The organism is Dactylosporangium sp. McL0621 (assembly GCF_049995355.1).
In the GTDB taxonomy this organism is placed as follows: Bacteria; Actinomycetota; Actinomycetes; order Mycobacteriales; family Micromonosporaceae; genus Dactylosporangium.
This window is the reverse complement of sequence record NZ_CP188259.1, coordinates 8,187,510-8,203,795: the sequence shown is the minus strand read 5'-3', so window position 1 is coordinate 8,203,795 and position 16,286 is coordinate 8,187,510. Positions and strand designations below refer to the sequence as shown.

Here is a 16,286-nt window from a genome sequence, read left to right as displayed (position 1 = left end):
TCCGGACAACCACGACCCATCACAGACAAGGAACCCTCATGCACGCCATGTCGACCGAGGAATGGCACGCCTTCGTCACCCGCAGCACGGCCACCGGGCGGTTCGCCACCGTCGCGGCCGACGGCGTCCCGCAGATCAGTCCGGTCTGGTACGTCTTCGACGGCGAGGACTTCCTGTTCACCACGGGCGCCCGGGCGGCCAAAACTCGCAACCTACGCCGCGACCCCCGAGCGTCCCTCTGCGTGGCCGACGACGCCCCGCCCTTCGCCTATGTCGAAGTCCGCGGTGATGTGACGCTCAGCGACGACCTCGACGAACTCTACGACGTCGCCTCCCGGGCCGGCGCCCGGTACATGGGCCCGGACAAAGCCGAGGACTTCGGCAAACGCAACGCCGTCCCAGGAGAGTTCGTCGTCCGCCTGCACCCCACCAAGGTTCACGCCTACGGCGGCATCACCGACTGACGGGACCCGCACCGGGCTGACCGCGCCAGCGGCGTTCGGCGGCCACGGCCGATGCACCATAAGTGGGATTCCGCGTGGAGCGACGCCGGAGATGGCGACTCCGCAGGAATTTCGACCGCGTCAACGCCGTCAACCTGCGCGGCGTGTGGGCCGCCCAAAAGCACGAGCTGCGCCAGATGCGTGCCCAAGGCTCCGGCGCGATCGTCAACTGCTCCTCGCTCGGCGGGCTGGTCGGCCTGCCCGAACGTGCCGCGTACCACTCGTCCAAGCACGGCGTGATCGGTCTGACCAAGAGCGCCGCGGTCGAGTACGCACCCAAGGGCGTCCGCATCAACGCTGTCTGTCCGGGCGTGATCGAGACCCCGATGGTCGCCGACATGCTCGAAGGTCAGGCCGAGGCCATGGCCGCAATCATGAGCCAGCAACCGATCGGGCGCCTTGGTCAGGCCGAAGAAGTCGCCGCCGCGGCGCTGTGGCTGTGCAGCCCCGGCGCGAGCTTCGTGATCGGTGTCGCCCTGCCCGTCGACGGCGGATACACCACCCACTGACGTCGCCCGGTCGGTGGATGAGGTGCCGCTGGAACGGTTCGGTCGGTGGTCTGTGTCGTGGCAGACGCGCACGATGCGGCAGGTGCGGGTGTTCCTCCAGCGGCCGGCCGGGGCCGACAACGCCGTACGGGCGTGGCAAGATCGTCGTCGTCGTTACGCCTGCCGTGGGAGGGACTGCCGATGGGTGCGTCCGGGTGGTACTACACCGTGGACTACCAGCCCGATGTCAACGCCGCGCTCCAGCAGTTGCGGCGCGAGGTCTATGACCGAGGCGCGTACTACAAGGAGTCACCCAGCCCTGACCTCGACATGACCGAGGAGGAGTTTCGGGCCAGTTTGGGCCCGGCTCCCAGCGACGACGATGATGACGATGACGGACTCTACGAGTTCAGCATCGCGGATTGGCTGGACCGCAAGGGTCGACCGGTGCCGGTCGACCCAGATACCCTCATCGCCGCTCAGCCCGAGTCGGGCACGCACTCGATCATCGACATGGCCAACGGCGTGTCGACCAGTCCACGGTTCGCGACGGTGTCGCCGTTGACCACGGAAGAACTCATTGAGAAGTTCGGGACCGTGACACCATCGTCCGAGCAGGTGCGTGCCTGGATCGTGACCAGCGGTGGACGGGACCGCTGGGTCGGTACGTACGTTGTCAGCTACCGCGACGGCCAGCCCGACAACCTGCACTTCTGCGGCTTCTCCGGCGACTGAGGCGCAGCAGCGTCGCCGCCGAGGAACTGCCTCACCGTGTGCGGGACGTGCTGTACCGCGATGATATGGACTACGAGCAGGAGTTCCTCTACCGCCAGCCGCGCACCATCGAGGAACTCCGCGCCGTCATCGTCGCCGCTCAGGAGGATCCATGGGCCGGCTGGGCCTGCGACGGCGACGCGCACTGGACGCCGGTGCTCGTCCGCCAGTGGTGGCGCGACCGCCCACGCCTCCGGGAGTGGATCACGACCAAGCATCGGCGCTGGAGCGACGCGGACCGCGCCGACGAACGAGAAGCAGCCAGAAGCCTGGCGGACCGTGCCGTCGTGCACTCGAGGCTGACCGACATCCGGATGAGCCGGCCGTAGCGACGTCGCAGACGTGACGCCGAGCGAATTCTGCGGCATAGCAAGACGTTCTGCGTGTCGATGCAGGGCGTGGGAACGTCCCCCTGATGCGCTTGTCGGGCTTGGTGTCCCGTCGCAGGAGGAGGGCGTTCGTGGGTAACGGTAGCGGTGTGTCGCGTGGTGATCGCAACCGCAACACGCGGCTGTGGTGTTCCCCGGCGTGAGTCAGGCGCCGGTCGTGGTGCGCCCGGCGGTCACCGAGCGCGGTGGCCGCCGGCGTGCCACCATCTGTTCCGTGGCTGGATCACAGTTGACGGGGCCCGTGCGCACCCGTTTCCGGGCGGTCGTGGCGTTCCTGGTTGGGCTCGTCGGGGCGGTGGCCGTCGGGCTGGTGTTCGGCTGGCCGTATGCGCCGGCCGCCGGGTGGAGCCTGGCGGCGCTGGTCTACGTGTGGCACACCTGGCTGGTCATCGGCCGGATGTCGCCGGAACAGACCGGCGCGCACGCCACCCGTGAGGATCCGGGCCGGCGTGCCACCAACCTGATCGCCGTCATGGCCAGCCTGGCCAGCCTGGGCGGCGTGCTGTACTTGCTGGAGGCCGGCGCGTCGAAGGGGGTGGGCGCGGACCTCTCGGCCGCGCTCGGCATCGCCGACGTGGCCGCATCGTGGCTGCTGCTGCACACCGTGTACACCCTGCGCTACGCCGAGCTGTACTACACCGGCACCCCGGGCGGCATCGACTTCAACCAGGACGAGGAGCCCGCGTACGCCGACTTCGCCTACCTGGCCTTCACGCTCGGCATGACGTACCAGGTCTCGGACACCGACCTGAAGACCCGGCCGATCCGGGTCACCGCGCTGCGTCACGGCCTGCTGTCGTACCTCTTCGGAGCGATCATCCTCGCCACCACCATCAACCTCGTGGCCGGCCTCGGCGGCTCCAGCGGCGGCTGAGCCGGTCGGGCCGGGCGGGCCGCCACCTACGCGGCGGCGAGGTGCTGGTACGTGGTGAGGCGGATCTGCAGCGACTGCGCGTACAGCGCCACGACGCGGTCCCGTCGTCGTGGTCCGTCGGTGCGATGCCGGCCCGGCGCACGAGCCGATGCCAGATCTCGTCGGTGTGCGCGCCGAAGATGTGCTGCAGCGCGGAGCGGGCGTCGGCGACGCACGCCGCCGGCCGCTGGACCTGGCTGATCATCGCCGTGCACACCCGGCTGCGGCTGGCCCGGCCCCTCACCGGCCCGGACCACGCGTCGCATGTAGTTCCGAGCGGTCGGGACCGGCATCATGCGGGTGGCCGACCTGTATGATCGCCGATCGATGCAGCCGGCCGGGGTAGCGAGTGATTGTCTGGTGACTGGCATGAAGCGCGGGTGGCGGGCGGGGCTCCTCCGGCGGTGGCCCCTGGCCGTGCTGCTGGTGGTGTTGTCAGCCGGCGACCTTGAAACGGCGCGAGGTCTGTCCTTCGCCCATCAGTGGTGGGCGCTGCCCGGCGCCATCATGATCTCCGCGCTGGCCGTTGCGGCGCCCCGCCGGCCGGTCGCCTCGGGTGTGGGCGTCTTCGCGGTGCTGCTCGTCTGGTCGGCGGTGCTGCGGCTGCTCGGCGCCGAGACCGTGCCGGCGCTCGGGCCGCTGCTGGCCGCCGAGGTCGCCGCGTTGATGGCGACCGTCGTGGTCGTGGTCCGCCAGGTGCCCAGGGGTACCGCCGCCGGCCTCGTTGGTCTGCTGCTCGCCGGCTGCATCGCGGCGCAGGTGCTGCGGCCCAGGCATCCGGTGGCGTCGGGTGGCGTGGTGGCGGACGTCCTGCTGCCCGGCGCGGTCCTGCTGAGCCTTGCCGTGGTCGCCGGCTGGTACTTGCGGGGACGCGACAGTGAGCAGGCGCGCGTGACGCAAGCGGCGGTAGTGGCGGCGCAGCAGCGCGAGCGGGTGGGTCTGGCTCGGGAGCTACACGACGTGGTGGCGCACTACATCGGTGGGATGGTGGTGCAGGCGCAGGCGGCCCAGGCCGTGGCCGGGACCGATCCGGGTGCCGCGGCCCGGGTGCTGCCGGCGATCGAGGGGGCCGGCACCGAGGCGCTGTCCGTGATGCGCCGGATGGTCGCCGCGCTGCGCGACGGCGACGCGGACGGTGGTGAGCACGGCGCGCCGCTGACTCTGACCACGAACCTGACCGCGGACCTGCATGCCGTCACGGTCACGCCGGCCGGCGGCACGCCGGTGCGGTTGGCGGTGGAGCTCGCCGAGCCGGTGCCGGTGGAGATCGCGACCTCGGTGCTACGGCTGGTGCAGGAGTCGGTGACGAACGCGCGCCGCCATGCCGCCGGCGCGAACGAGATCGCCGTGATGGTGCGGACCGGCAAGGGACTCGCGCAGGTGCTGGTCCGCGACGACGGCCGGCCCACCGGAAAGCCGAAGACGTACGGCGGAGGGTACGGACTGCTCGGCATGCGCGAGCGGGTCCAGCTGCTCGGCGGGCGGTTCTCGGCCGGCGCGTCGCCGAGCGGCGGCTGGCAGGTGACCGCCGACGTGCCGCTACGAGATTCGGAGCAGTAGACCATGCGGGTGCTGATCGCCGACGATCAGGAGCTGATCCGGGCCGGGTTCCGGATGATCCTGGAGGCGCAGCCGGACATCACGGTGGTGGCCGAGGTCGCCGACGGCGCCGCCGCGCTGGATGCCGCCCGTCGGTTGCGTCCCGACGTGTGCCTGCTGGACGTACGGATGCCGGGCATGGACGGGCTGGAGGTCACTCGCCGGCTCGCCGGCCCCGATGTTGCCGATCCGATCGCCGTCGTCGTCGTCACCATGTTCGACGTTGATGAATACGTGAACGTCGCGTTGCAGCACGGGGCACGCGGCTTCCTGCTCAAGGACTGTGGGCCGGCGCTGCTGGTCGAGGCCGTCCGGGCGGCCGTGCGCGGGGATGTGCTGGTGGCGCCCCAGGTCACGGTGCGGCTGCTGCGGCACTTCCGGCGCACCTCGGCGGCCCGGCCCGCGGTACCGGTGGATGCATTGACGGAACGCGAGGTCGACGTTGCGCGGGCGGTGGCGCGCGGCCGGACCAATCATGAAATCGCCGCGGATCTGTTCGTCGCGGTGTCCACCGTCAAGACGCACCTCGCCGCCGCGCAGGCCAAACTCGGCGTGCGAAACCGGGTCGAGGTCGCCTCGTGGGCCTGGCGCGCCGGGCTGGTCGACGAGGAGTAGACCTCCACCTTTTGGTGGAGGCGGGCCGCGCGCGATCTCATTCCAGCGCCGAGCCAGCGCCGGCTCGCAGGCCGAAGTCATCGCCGCCGGGGTTCGACATGCTCGATCGTGTGATTCCGACACCTGCCCATGCGGGCACCACCCAGTCCGGCGCGGCAGCGGCGGAAAGCACAGCCGGATCGCGGCACCGCGTTGTCGCCCTCGACGCGCTGCGGGGCTTCGCCCTGTGCGGCATCCTGCTGGTCAATATCCCGTGGCAGATCGTCACGATCCGGATGCCGCAGGCCTCGCCGTCCGGCGAGCGGTACCTCGCCGTCGAACTACTCGAATACCTTGTGCACGGCCGGTTCTTCCCCATCTTCTCCGTCCTGTTCGGCATCAGCTTCGCGTTGTTCCTCGACACCGCCGCCGCTCGGTCCCGGCACCCTCGGCTGGTACTGCTGCGCCGTCTCGTCGTGCTGGGCGTCCTGGGCGTGGCCCACCAGCAACTGCATGCCGGGGAGGCGCTGACCCCGTACGCCATCTTCGGCATCCTGGTCCTGCTGCCCGCCTCCTGGCTGCCGCGGTGGATCGTGTTGCCAGCGGCCGTCGTCGCGCTTGCCGGGGGCATCCTCGCCGGTGGGGGCCTGCTGCTCATCCCGGGGTTGTTCCTGGTCGGGCTGGCCACCGTGCGCTTCGGCATCATCGACACCCTGTCCCGCCGCCGCAAGCAGATCGCGGTGCTGTTCTCCGTCGCCGTGGCGGCCGCAATACCCGCCACCGTCTGGCAGGCCACCACCTGGGCCGACCCGAACGGGGAAAGCACCGCGGCGATCGCCGGGCTCATCTGCGCCCTCGCCTACGGCACCGGGCTGCTCCTCGTCCTCGGCACCCGGTTCGGGGGCGCGCTGGGGCGGTTCCTGGCGCCGCTGGGCCGCATGGCACTGACCAACTACGTCACCGCCACCCTCATCGCCGCCGCCGCGGGGCCGCTCCTCGGGCTCGAGCACTCGGCCAACTATGGCCGCATGATCGCCCTGGCCGTCGCGATCCTCGCCGCCCAGGCCGCATTCAGCCGCTTCTGGCTGGCCCGGTACCAGTACGGACCGCTCGAATGGATCTGGCGCTGCCTGACCTGGTGGACCCGGACCGGTAACCGACGTGTGAAAGGAACGAACGCATGACCGCCTCGGCCCCTGTTCGCCCGCGGAATGGTCTCGGCCTCTTCTGGGCGGTCACGTTCACCACGACGTGGGCGTGCTGGCTCGCCGCCATCGCCCTCGGCGGATCGCCGACGAGCTTCCCTACCGTCATCCCGTTCCTGCTCGGCGGCTTCGGCCCGGTGTACGGCGCGATCGCGGTCCGGCTGCGCCGGGCCCTCCGCCGCGAACCCGTCCCCGCGCACACCGTGCGCCTGCGATCGGGCCGGCGACTGTTCTGGGCGCTACCCCTGCTGTTCCTGGCGTCGGCGACCGTGGTGGCGGCCGCGCTGCTCGCGGACCTCCTGGGCGGACCCGCGGTGAGCCTGACCGAGGGCCGCGACCTGGTCGCCACGGCCGGCGGACCGGCACCGTTCCTCATCAGCATGCTGATCGCCGGCCCCCTGGCCGAGGAGCCGGGCTGGCGCGGTACGGCCTACCCGCGCCTGCGCGCGTCGATGAACCGACCCCGGGCCGGCCTGCTGCTCGGCGCCGTCTGGGCGGTGTGGCACCTGCCGCTGTTCTTCATCACCGGTACCGTCCAGCACGACCTCGGCCTGATCAGCTGGAGCGGGCTCATGTTCACGCTCAGCGTCTTCCCGATGGCGCTGCTGACCGGCTACGCGTACGAGCGTGCCGGCGTCGTTGCGGCGATGGCGGTCCACTTCGGCGTCAACACCACGATCGCGCTGCTGAGCGTCAAGTCGCCCGTGACCCAGGCCTGCATCGTGGCGATCCAGCTCATCGCGGCGATCGCCCTGCTCGCCTGCCAACGGACCCGCGCGACGGCGGGCGTGCCGGCTCACGCCGCCCACGGGAGGAGCGTGAGCGCATAGAACCGCTCGTCCCTCGCGAGGGCCCGGCTGCTCGCGCCGGTCGAAGCGGCGCGAACAGCGGTGGCGAGGTCGCGTCACGCGACGGCGGTTCCTTCGAGCTCGACCATCTGGCCGGGGATCGCGAGCCGCGTGACGCCGAGCATCGTGATGGTCGGCGCCACCCCGGCGGCGCCCAGCCGCGACGCCAGCACGCCGCGGTGGGGCGCTCAGCTGGGTGGCTTTACCGCCCCAAACAGTGTGTTCAAATCCGCGAAGGCCCGTGCCAGATAGGCCCGCAGCCCTGGCGTGGGGTCGTCGATCCAGTTCTGGGCCGCGTGGTGGAAGGTGGCCCACGCGGTGTGCGCGGCCAGATCGGCCAACCGATCGTCGACGCCGCGGCGGCGCAGCGCTACCGCGAGGGAAAGGGCCATCGCCGCGCCCTTGGCAAGGTCGCGTTCGCGCAGCGTCGGCGTCGCGGCGATCAGCGCCAGCCGTGGCTCGGAGAACGGGCGGTTGTCTTCCAGGATGTGTGCCGCTTCGCCGAACGCGTGCAGCAGCACCTCGGCCGGTGTCAAGCCGTCGGGCGCCTCGCCCACGTACTGCGCGAGCGCGGCGCGCAGGTCAGCCTCGCCGTCGAACAGCACCTCGCGCTTGTCCGGGAAGTGCCGGAAGAAGGTCCGCGTGTTGACCCCGGCGCGCTCGGCGATGTCCGCCGCGGTGGTCTGGTCGAACCCGCGCTCCCGATAGAGGTCCAAGGCCGCTTGCTGCAGGCGGCGGCGCGCGTCTGCTCCGCTTCGTGGCACTCCTCGATGGTACGCCGGTAGCGCCAGTGAGTGGCATCACGTTGCGCCACTCGCTGGCGTTACCCGTAGAGTCATTCACTGGCACTAAGAAGTGCCATCCGCTGGCACTCGAGGAGATTGACATGCACGTGTTCGTCACCGGCGGTTCGGGTCAGACCGGGCCCACCGTCGTCGCCGAGTTGATCGCCGCCGGACACACCGTTACCGGCCTGGCCCGCTCCGAAGACTCCGCCGCCAAGCTGCGCAGGTTGGGCGCTGCTGTGCACCACGGCTCGCTGGACGACCTCGACAGCCTGCGCCGCGGCGCTGCCGCCGCCGACGGCGTGCTGCACATGGGCTACGGCGGCGACTTCGCCAAGCCTGAGGAGATGGTGCGGCGCGACACCAACGCGATCGACACCTTCGGCCGGGTTCTGGAAGGTTCCGGCAAACCGCTGATCGTCACCTCAGGCACCCTCGTCATGCCCTTGGGCCGTGAAAGCAGTGAGACCGACGAACCCCTCGCGGACGGTATCGCCGGGTTCCGGGTCGCCGGCGAGCGAACCTGTCTGGCCTTCGCCGACCGAGGCGTGCGCGCTTGCGTCGTCCGCCTGGCCCCGACCGTGCACGGGCCGAACGACCACGGGTTCATCCCGATGCTGATTGCCACCGCTCGCAAGACCGGCGTGTCGGCGTACGTAGGCGGCGGCAGGAATCGGTGGCCCGCAGTGCACCGGCAGGACGCCGCCGTGCTGTTCCGCCTCGCGCTGGAGAAAGCGCCTGCCGGCAGCGCACTGCACGGCGTGGCCGAGACGGGCATCGTCTTCAAGGACATCGCCGAGACCATCGGCCGGGGTCTGGGCCTGCCCACCGCCTCGCTCAGCGAAGAACAAGCAGCCACCCACTACGTCAGCCCGTTCATGGGCATGCTCTACGGCATCGACGCACCGGTATCCAGTACCCGCACCCAGCAACGACTCGGCTGGACGCCCTCCCGCGAAGGTCTGCTGCAGGATCTCGTTCGCGGCGACTACCTCACCGCCCGCCAGGAGAAGTAGACCAACCGGGACTTCGGCCAAACTCGGCCGCAGGTTTCCGCATCTCGCACGCGGTGTTCACCGACGCCGAGGTGGCGTACTACTTTCAGCAATTGCGGATCATGGCCGCCGCCGTGCTCGCAAGGACTCACGGGTAGCGCCCGTCCTCGCTCCGCGCCGAGTTGCTGGCCCGGTACGGCGCGGCTACCGTCCGCCTGGACCCGGCCGAGGCCGGGCCACTGCGGGTTCGGCTGCTGAGCGTGCTGCGCGCGTCAGGCGGTCAGTCGATTGCCGCCGCGGTCGCCGAGTACGACCGCCTCACCGGTGAGGGCGTGACCGGCACCGCCAGCGAACACCGTGCCCGAGCGGAAGTGTCGCCGTTATCGTTGACCGATGATCGGCAACCTTGAGAAGTTCCAGGACGAGCTGGCCGCCAGCGGGTTTCCGCCGCTGGTCAACAAGCTGGCCGGGGCCGGTTTCCGGGGCCGGATCGCCACCCGTGACCTCGGGCCGCTGCGGCTGGTCTCCCTCGACACGCCCGAGAGCGCCTGTGTCGGACGGGAGCGCGACGCCTCCGACGGTGAGAACCTGGCGGTCAAGGTGATGACCCGGGGCCGGACGCGGATCGAGCAGGGGCGCGGCGACGCCGAACTCGGGCCGGCCGACCTGGTGCTGCTCGATCCCACGCGTACGCTCCGGTTCGAGAGCACCGCCGCGGCGCACGTCACCATCCTGGTTCCGCGCCGGGAGCTTCGGATCCGGCCCGCGCAGATCGACCGGCTCATCGGCGTACGCATCGACGGCAGCCACGGTCCGGGCGCTCTCGTCTCCGTGCTGGCCCGCGAGTCGGCGTGGTCGGCGACCGAGTTCCGCGAGGCGGAGGCGCTGCGGTCGGCGGCGGCCGTCGTCGAGCTGATCGCGGTCGCGCTGGAGGCCCGGCTGGGCGACGAACAACCGGCCCCGGACGAGAGTCTGCGGGACCGGATCGCCGGCTACATCGAGGCCCGGCTGGCCGATCCCCAGCTGTCCCCGCCCGGCATCGCCGCCGCCCACCACATCTCCGTACGCCGGCTGCACAAGCTGTTCGAGGATCAGCCGCTCACCGTCGCGGCCCTGATCCGCCGTCGCCGCCTGGAGCGCTGCCGGGCCGAGCTGACCGGGAGCGGACGTACGGTCACCGCCGTGGCCGCCCGGTGGGGATTCTCCGATCCCACCCATTTCAGCAAGCTCTTCAAGGCGACGTACGGCTACAACGCCCGCGCACTGGTAACCAGCAACCGTGCACAGACGACCAAGACGCGCACAGCCGACCCGGAACAGGATGGTGGTCACCAAGGCAGGCAATAGCATGGGAGAAAGTCGTGGTGAAGGTGAACATCGTCCGCCCCGGTGAGGGCGAGATCCTCGGCAGCGGGGCGCAGCAGATCCGGATCCTGGAGAACGGCGAGCACACCGACCACCGGCTGGGGTTCGCCGAGGTCACCATTCCGCCGGGCACACCGAGCCCGTTGCAGCACCGCCACGCCCAGCACGACGAGGGCTTCTACGTGCTGGCGGGAACGTTCCGGTTCACCGTCGGCGAGGACCAATACGACGCCGGGCCGGGCACCTGGGTCATCGTGCCGACTGGCGCGCCGCACACGTTTGCCAATGTCGGCGACGAGAACGCGGTCATGCTGAACACGTTCACGCCGGACCTGTACGTGCAGTACTTCCGCGACTTCAAGGCCATGATCGATTCCGGGCAGCCGGTAAACGCCGAGACCATGAAACCGCTGTGGAAGAACTACGCCACCGAGATCTCGAACGAATACGCCTCGTGAAGCGCCTTTGACCGCCGACCTGGAGGAGGTGGCCCGGACCCTGCGCCTGCCCATCGCTCGTACGGTCCCATTGCTCGAGGCGATTCCCGCCCTGACGGAGCTGGAGCGCGATCAGCGCCCGAAGGGCGGCAAACTGGTCATCACCATGGCCGGAGGCTGAGCCGGGCCGAGCTAGTCCAAGGTCGAGGTGGTGAGGCGCTCCTGGAGGCGGTTGTTGCCGGCGGCCGGGCAGCCGGCCACCACCGCGTGTCGCCCAGGGCGCTGACGCGCATCTCCGGTAGGACCGGTGCGTGCGCGGCGACCTGGGCAGCGAGCAGGAACCTCTCCGCCGGCCCACCCCGCCGACAGGGGGCGCCGCGTTGCCATCTCCGGCGAGTGCCGCCGAGCCTCATGAACCGCGCCCGCTCGGCGGCAGATCGGAGGCCCAAACGAGCACATAGGCATCGGCTGGAGCGGAGTTCCGCCGTAAAGCCACGGACTAGCGTGACACCTGTGGCACCGCTGATGCGCTAGTCGGAGTAGGGGACAGGGGCGAGCGTCAGCGCCGCCAGTTCGTCGAGGCTGGCTGGGCGCACCCGGATGCCGTCCGGGGCCGGCCACGTCTCGTTCGCGGCACCTACCACCTCGATGCCGATCTCGTAGGTGCCGTCGACAACGGTCCACTGCCCGCCGTCGAACTGTCGGCGAACGGTGCAGTCCCGGCACCACCACACCGACACCCACAGCTCCGCGGACCCCTTCATGCCGACAGTGAGCGTCCTGCCGTCGGCCCTCGCGGCGACCGTGTCGTAGCCCGGAACCACCGGCAGGACCTGCGGTGCCGACGCGAACATGGCCTTGCGCCAGCGGTGCTGCGATAGATCGTCGTAGGCGATCATCAGCGGCGCAGCGGCCACGACGACCACGCTCGCGAACACCCGGACCCGGTGTGACACACCCCGGCCGAATGCGACTCCGGCCCCGCCGTACAGCAGCGCGACGACCAGTACCCAGCCCAGCCGCCGTTCGTTCACCGAGCCGGACGGCCCGCTCGAGCCCGCGCCGACCGCCAGCACGACATACACGACGAAGGGCGCGACGATCACCCAGGAAAGCCGCCGCCGCTCCGCCCACCGCTCGGTCAGACCCCAGACCACCACCACCCCGAGCAGCGCGGCCGCGATCGCGATCATCGGCCCGTACAGGAGGAGAACGACCAAGCCTCCGAGGTCACGGTCGACTGAGTCCGTGAGCGCCGCGACGGCCCAGATCATCGGCAGCGCCACGCCGAGACCGACCAGACCGGACCGCCACCACCCGACCGGCACCCCTCTGTTCTCCACGGCGGCAGCGTCCCAGCCGCCGCCCGGGTGGCGCAACAACGGCCGGGATCTCCTCACGACATCATCACCACGGCGCGCAGATTCCGCACGCCGTCAAGGCTTACCTTGCCGCACCGGGGACGCGCCGCGCATCCGCGCGACGTCGCAAGTGCCGCCGGAGCAGCGGGCGTTCAGATACGCCTCAATCGCACCGGCCGAGTTGCTGCTGACGATGGTCGGCGGGCGCTCGAATCACGTGCACGCACATCGGCAGGGAGCCCCGGCTTCGCCTCGCCTCGCGGGTCACCGTCGGTAGCGAGCGTTGGCCTGGCACGTGCTTGACCAGCGGCATGAGCGTGCGCCGCGCAGACGGCGTCATGAGCGCCCACGGCGCATTCGCATCAGGGGTGGTGTGCGCGGAGACCGTCGATGAGGATCGCCAGCAACCGCGGCCCTCGCGCGTCGAGTTCGGCGTCGTCAAGCCGCGATAACCAGCTGATGAGCACGATGACGTCGCGGGCTTCGGCGTCGGCGCGGACGCTGCCGACTGAGCGACCGGCAGCCAGCAGCAGTTCCACCGCCTCACCGATCGGGCCGAGGCTGTGGGCAGCGAGGTCACGCCACGTGGCCGCCTCGACGGCGGCGAACACATCGCGCTTGACCCGGGCGTAGGCGGCCACCCGGTCGAACCACGCCGCCAACGCATCCAGCGGCTGGTGAGTTGCCAGCAGACGCGGAGCCGCGGCGACCAACTCTTCCACCTCACGGCGGTACACCTCAGCGAGGAGGTCCTCCCGTGTCGGGAAGTGCCGGTACAGCGTGCCCTGTCCGATGCCGCATGCCTTCGCCACCGCGTTGAGCTTCAGCTCTCCCGGCTCGCGCACGAGATCGCGCGCAGCATGAAGGATCCGTTCGCGGTTGCGCTGGGCGTCGGCACGCCGCGTTTCGCTGCTCCTGATCGAACCGGACACGTGTCCGGTAATGTGGTCGTCGACATAACCGGACATGTGTCCATTCTAGGCAGGGATCTCCTATGACTATCCACGGCAAGGTCGTCGCCATTACCGGCGCCAGCAGCGGAATTGGTGAAGCAACAGCTCGCCACCTGGCTACACTCGGTGCGGCTGTCGTCCTCGGTGCCCGGCGCATCGACCGGCTGGACCGGCTGGTAACCGAGATCGAAGCCGCTGGCGGCGAGGCGGCCGCCACGCGTGTGGACGTCACCAATCCAGACGACCTGCAGTCGCTCGTCACCGTTGCCGTCGGGCGCTTCGGCCGTCTGGACGTCTTGGTGGGCAACGCCGGGATCAGCAGAATCAGCTCCATTGCCGACCTGGACGTCGAGGGCTGGTCGGCGATGGTCGAGGTGAACGTCAAGGGGATCCTGCACGGGATCGCCGCGGCCCTGCCGGTGTTCCGCCGTCAGGGCCGCGGTCACCTCGTCACTGTCGTCTCGACCTCCGGCCTGAAGATCGTCCCCACTCAGGCGGTGTATGCCGGGACGAAGAACGCGGTACGCACCCTCCTGGAGGGCCTGCGGCAGGAGAGCACCGACGGGGTTCTGCGGACGACGTCGATCTCCCCGGGCTACGTCCGCACCGAGCTTGTTGACAACGCCGTCGACGATCCGGCCGTGCGCGAGCAGGCCAGGCAGAACATGGCCGATCTCGGTATCGACCCCATGGCGGTGGCTCGGGCGATTGCATTCGTGATCGACCAACCCGACGACGTCGAAATCGGGGACTTGACTATTCGGCCGACTCGCCAGGGTTGAGTGCGCGCTCATCGGCTGACTCGAAAATCTTGAGTGCGTGGGCAGGCGGTAGCACCGGGGCGGAGCCACGGTGGTTTGTGTTGGGTCATGCAGCAGCTGGTTCGTCTCGGGTGGTGAGGGTGACCTCTGCCCGGTGATGCGTTCGAGCTGGGTGATCAGATTGTGTTGGTGGCGTTGGTGGTAGCGGGTCTCGTGGAAGTCGGCGCCGAGGTCGTGGTAACGGGCGTTGCGGTCGTTGAGCAGGTGCCAGACGACGGTGAGGATGGAGTTGCCGGTGGCGACGACGGCGCGCAGTTTGCCGCGGCGTCTGGACAGGCGTCGGTAGCGTTCGCCGAGGAATGTGTCGCTGCGGGCCAGGACGGCGGCGATTTCGCCGAGTGTGCTGGCGAGCCAGGGGTTGCCTTTGCCCGTGGTGGCGGGTTTGTTTTTCCCGGCGGACTGGTTGGCGCGTGGTGCGAACCGGGCCCAGGACGCCAGATGCGCGGCGGTCGGGAACACGGTCATGTCCACGCCGAGTTCGGCGATGAGTTCCTGGGCGCAGGTGACGCCGATCCCGGTGATCTCATCGAGTTGGCTGACCTGAGCTTCATAGGGACGGATCGCGGCTTCGATCGCGGTGCTCACCTCGGCGATGTCGGCGGTCATGGCGTCGACGCGGTCGAGCATCTTGGCGCACAACAACGCGTGGTGGTCTTGGAAATGGCCGGTCAACGCCTCACGGAGTTGACCGATCTTCGAACGGAGCCGGCCGCGGGCCAGTTCAGCCAGGACCTGGGGGTCGCGTTGCCCGGCGATCAACGCAGCCAGGATGGCCCGGCCGGAGACCCCGAACATGTCCGAGGCCACTACGGAGAGTTTGATCTGCGCGTCCTCGAGGAGTTTCTCCAGACGCTGCTTCTCCCGGGTCCGGTCCCGGATCAGGGAACGGCGGTAGCGGGTGAGGTCCCGCAGCGCGACGCATTGTTGTCGCGCCGGGAACCGCCGTGGTGGGCGTCGTTGCCACCCGGCATGGCGTCGGTGCGTGAACTTGCCCGTGCCGGGCTGAAGATCCAAGCGGTCAAGATGTACCGCGAGGTCACCGGCGCGGACCTGCCGACGAGCGTCAGGGACATGGAGGCGATGGCCGCCGACGCGAGCAGCGCCGCCGATGCCGCCGATGCGCACCAGTGACGGCAACGTGGAATTCGGCCGGGCTGGCCGAGCCTCCCACCGCGGTGGCGACCCAAACGCTGGCCGCCGCGCACCGACGGCGGCAGCAACGGATAGCCAATCATGCGCGCTCGGCTGCGGTCTGGCCCCTAGTCCAGGTAGAAGCGGGCATACGACGCTTGCGCGGCCGGGAAAAGCTCGGCCAGGCGAGGCAGCAGGCGTGGCTCGTTGTCCACATCGTCCGCCTCGTCTTCCAGCTCGTCCTGTTCTGCGGAAGCCAGGGCGTGGTACATCCCGGAGTCGTCACCGGTGACGCGTTTGTATGCATGCGTCGCCGCGTACTGGAACCGCTCCATGAAGAGCGCACTCTCGTCGATCGTACCGGCGGCGATGCCCTGGACCGCAGGGTGCAGGGCGAGGTGGTCCGGATCGGCGAGCACCCGCTCGTACCAGTGCCGACCCAGGCCGACCATGGCCGCCCGGAAGTCACTGAACGAGTCGTCGCCGCAGCCGTGCTGCACGAGGAACGCGGCGGCGTAGACGTCCTCGCGGTCGAAGAAGCGTCCCTGCAGCTCGCTGAACCGCAGCTCAAAGGCAACGATGTCGTCGAGCGGCAGACGGACCAGCAGCTCGATCAGCGAGTCCGCGAGCCGGTCGTCGATGTCGTCCCCGATCGGGCCGGCCTCGGCCCGAGCCAACTCGATCAGCTCCCAGAACCGTTCGGCGTCCATCGGCCCCAGAGCCATCACTAGACCCTACCGATGCAACGCGTGGCCACAACCCTTACCCGATCATCGGATCGCGGGCCGCTCCAGCATTTGGCCGCCAAGTCGACCGGTCGACATCCGGAGCGTCAGGATCATCACGACGCATGTTCAGCGGCATGTCCGGAAACGCGATCGAGCGCGCTCGGGCGGCAATTCGGATGCCCTGAGGACCGCCTGATACCTCAGAGAACTGTGATGGCTCCGTTCGCGGCGAAGGCGGTCGCAGCGCTGAGGAGCCGTTCGAGAAAGTCGCGAAGGTTGGCGCCCACGACGGTGATGCCACGATTAGTGCCGTGGTAGACGCCACCAACGTAGCCAGCATCCTGAAGGCGAAAGACCTGCCCGTCGGTCACCGCCGTGGCATACAGGTCACCACCGC

Annotated in this window: 19 protein-coding genes and 1 pseudogene; 14 read left to right on the top strand and 6 right to left on the bottom strand. The window is 69.7% G+C overall.

Annotated elements, in window-relative coordinates; translation table 11 throughout:
- Positions 1-38: 38 nt before the first annotated feature.
- The 9 genes from ACPPVO_RS38800 to ACPPVO_RS38760 all read left to right on the top strand — a co-directional run bounded on the left by ACPPVO_RS38800 (position 39) and on the right by ACPPVO_RS38760 (position 7,295).
- The gene (locus tag ACPPVO_RS38800; protein ID WP_426503544.1) at positions 39-464 is read left to right on the top strand and encodes a PPOX class F420-dependent oxidoreductase; all 426 of its coding nucleotides are present in this window, start codon (positions 39-41) and stop codon (positions 462-464) included.
- Between the two features lie 74 nt (positions 465-538).
- Entirely contained in the window at positions 539-1,012 is a 474-nt protein-coding gene (locus tag ACPPVO_RS38795; protein WP_426503542.1) for an SDR family oxidoreductase, read from the top strand.
- Positions 1,013-1,219: 207 nt separating this feature from the next.
- The gene (locus tag ACPPVO_RS38790; protein ID WP_426503541.1) at positions 1,220-1,726 is read left to right on the top strand and encodes a hypothetical protein; all 507 of its coding nucleotides are present in this window, start codon (positions 1,220-1,222) and stop codon (positions 1,724-1,726) included.
- 65 nt (positions 1,727-1,791) lie between these two features.
- The gene (locus tag ACPPVO_RS38785; RefSeq protein ID WP_426503540.1) at positions 1,792-2,094 is read left to right on the top strand and encodes a hypothetical protein; all 303 of its coding nucleotides are present in this window, start codon (positions 1,792-1,794) and stop codon (positions 2,092-2,094) included.
- Positions 2,095-2,368: 274 nt separating this feature from the next.
- Positions 2,369-3,028 carry a DUF1345 domain-containing protein gene (locus ACPPVO_RS38780; protein WP_426503539.1) on the top strand — a complete coding sequence of 220 codons (660 nt, stop codon included), beginning with the start codon at positions 2,369-2,371 and terminating at the stop codon, positions 3,026-3,028.
- Positions 3,029-3,436: 408 nt separating this feature from the next.
- Complete coding sequence (locus tag ACPPVO_RS38775; protein ID WP_426503538.1) at positions 3,437-4,627, top strand: sensor histidine kinase; 1,191 nt, start codon at positions 3,437-3,439, stop codon at positions 4,625-4,627.
- 3 nt (positions 4,628-4,630) lie between these two features.
- Entirely contained in the window at positions 4,631-5,281 is a 651-nt protein-coding gene (locus ACPPVO_RS38770; protein ID WP_426503537.1) for a response regulator, read from the top strand.
- 110 nt (positions 5,282-5,391) lie between these two features.
- Positions 5,392-6,444, top strand: a complete 1,053-nt coding sequence (locus tag ACPPVO_RS38765) for a DUF418 domain-containing protein (RefSeq protein ID WP_426503536.1) — start codon at positions 5,392-5,394, stop codon at positions 6,442-6,444.
- Positions 6,441-7,295: a CPBP family intramembrane glutamic endopeptidase gene (locus tag ACPPVO_RS38760; RefSeq protein ID WP_426503535.1), complete on the top strand. Its 855-nt coding sequence runs from the start codon at positions 6,441-6,443 to the stop codon at positions 7,293-7,295. The genes ACPPVO_RS38765 and ACPPVO_RS38760 overlap by 4 nt, the downstream gene beginning before the upstream one ends.
- A gap of 206 nt (positions 7,296-7,501) precedes the next feature.
- Here ACPPVO_RS38760 and ACPPVO_RS38755 read toward each other — a convergent pair whose 3' ends face one another.
- Positions 7,502-8,029 carry a TetR family transcriptional regulator gene (locus ACPPVO_RS38755; protein WP_426503534.1) on the bottom strand — a complete coding sequence of 176 codons (528 nt, stop codon included), beginning with the start codon at positions 8,027-8,029 and terminating at the stop codon, positions 7,502-7,504.
- A gap of 170 nt (positions 8,030-8,199) precedes the next feature.
- On the opposite strand from ACPPVO_RS38755, the gene ACPPVO_RS38750 reads away from it, so the two are divergent.
- From ACPPVO_RS38750 to ACPPVO_RS38735, 4 genes are all read left to right on the top strand, one after another.
- Entirely contained in the window at positions 8,200-9,114 is a 915-nt protein-coding gene (locus ACPPVO_RS38750; protein WP_426503532.1) for an SDR family oxidoreductase, read from the top strand.
- 372 nt (positions 9,115-9,486) lie between these two features.
- Positions 9,487-10,440 carry a helix-turn-helix domain-containing protein gene (locus ACPPVO_RS38745; RefSeq protein ID WP_426503531.1) on the top strand — a complete coding sequence of 318 codons (954 nt, stop codon included), beginning with the start codon at positions 9,487-9,489 and terminating at the stop codon, positions 10,438-10,440.
- 14 nt (positions 10,441-10,454) lie between these two features.
- The gene (locus ACPPVO_RS38740) at positions 10,455-10,916 is read left to right on the top strand and encodes a cupin domain-containing protein (RefSeq protein ID WP_426503530.1); all 462 of its coding nucleotides are present in this window, start codon (positions 10,455-10,457) and stop codon (positions 10,914-10,916) included.
- 7 nt (positions 10,917-10,923) lie between these two features.
- Positions 10,924-11,076 (top strand): hypothetical protein, encoded by a 153-nt coding sequence (locus ACPPVO_RS38735; RefSeq protein WP_426503529.1) that lies wholly within the window; start codon positions 10,924-10,926, stop codon positions 11,074-11,076.
- Between the two features lie 349 nt (positions 11,077-11,425).
- Here ACPPVO_RS38735 and ACPPVO_RS38730 read toward each other — a convergent pair whose 3' ends face one another.
- Both ACPPVO_RS38730 and ACPPVO_RS38725 read right to left on the bottom strand, forming a co-directional pair.
- On the bottom strand, positions 11,426-12,238 hold the full coding sequence (locus tag ACPPVO_RS38730; protein ID WP_426503528.1) for a hypothetical protein: 813 nt from the start codon (positions 12,236-12,238) through the stop codon (positions 11,426-11,428).
- 380 nt (positions 12,239-12,618) lie between these two features.
- The gene (locus tag ACPPVO_RS38725) at positions 12,619-13,224 is read right to left on the bottom strand and encodes a TetR/AcrR family transcriptional regulator (RefSeq protein ID WP_426503527.1); all 606 of its coding nucleotides are present in this window, start codon (positions 13,222-13,224) and stop codon (positions 12,619-12,621) included.
- A gap of 26 nt (positions 13,225-13,250) precedes the next feature.
- On the opposite strand from ACPPVO_RS38725, the gene ACPPVO_RS38720 reads away from it, so the two are divergent.
- A complete protein-coding gene (locus ACPPVO_RS38720; RefSeq protein WP_426503526.1) occupies positions 13,251-13,991 on the top strand; it encodes an SDR family oxidoreductase in 741 nt (246 codons plus the stop codon).
- A gap of 288 nt (positions 13,992-14,279) precedes the next feature.
- Here the strand turns inward: ACPPVO_RS38720 and ACPPVO_RS38715 are convergent.
- The 3 genes and pseudogenes from ACPPVO_RS38715 to ACPPVO_RS38705 all read right to left on the bottom strand — a co-directional run.
- Positions 14,280-15,155 (bottom strand): annotated as a pseudogene (locus ACPPVO_RS38715) (transposase); the annotation flags it as partial.
- Between the two features lie 134 nt (positions 15,156-15,289).
- Positions 15,290-15,886: a DUF4240 domain-containing protein gene (locus ACPPVO_RS38710; protein WP_426503525.1), complete on the bottom strand. Its 597-nt coding sequence runs from the start codon at positions 15,884-15,886 to the stop codon at positions 15,290-15,292.
- Positions 15,887-16,089: 203 nt separating this feature from the next.
- Entirely contained in the window at positions 16,090-16,260 is a 171-nt protein-coding gene (locus ACPPVO_RS38705) for a hypothetical protein (protein ID WP_426503524.1), read from the bottom strand.
- Positions 16,261-16,286: the final 26 nt, after the last annotated feature.

What these genes read in the sequence shown, in the direction of transcription:
- ACPPVO_RS38750 (WP_426503532.1), top strand. Translation starts at nt 8,200, where the DNA reads ATGCACGTGTTCGTCACCGGCGGTTCGGGTCAGACCGGGCCCACCGTC.
- ACPPVO_RS38800 (WP_426503544.1), top strand. Translation starts at nt 39, where the DNA reads ATGCACGCCATGTCGACCGAGGAATGGCACGCCTTCGTCACCCGCAGC.
- ACPPVO_RS38760 (WP_426503535.1), top strand. Translation starts at nt 6,441, where the DNA reads ATGACCGCCTCGGCCCCTGTTCGCCCGCGGAATGGTCTCGGCCTCTTC.
- ACPPVO_RS38720 (WP_426503526.1), top strand. Translation starts at nt 13,251, where the DNA reads ATGACTATCCACGGCAAGGTCGTCGCCATTACCGGCGCCAGCAGCGGA.
- ACPPVO_RS38775 (WP_426503538.1), top strand. Translation starts at nt 3,437, where the DNA reads ATGAAGCGCGGGTGGCGGGCGGGGCTCCTCCGGCGGTGGCCCCTGGCC.
- ACPPVO_RS38725 (WP_426503527.1), bottom strand. Translation starts at nt 13,224, where the DNA reads ATGTCCGGTTATGTCGACGACCACATTACCGGACACGTGTCCGGTTCG.
- ACPPVO_RS38710 (WP_426503525.1), bottom strand. Translation starts at nt 15,886, where the DNA reads ATGGCTCTGGGGCCGATGGACGCCGAACGGTTCTGGGAGCTGATCGAG.
- ACPPVO_RS38745 (WP_426503531.1), top strand. Translation starts at nt 9,487, where the DNA reads ATGATCGGCAACCTTGAGAAGTTCCAGGACGAGCTGGCCGCCAGCGGG.
- ACPPVO_RS38785 (WP_426503540.1), top strand. Translation starts at nt 1,792, where the DNA reads ATGGACTACGAGCAGGAGTTCCTCTACCGCCAGCCGCGCACCATCGAG.
- ACPPVO_RS38770 (WP_426503537.1), top strand. Translation starts at nt 4,631, where the DNA reads ATGCGGGTGCTGATCGCCGACGATCAGGAGCTGATCCGGGCCGGGTTC.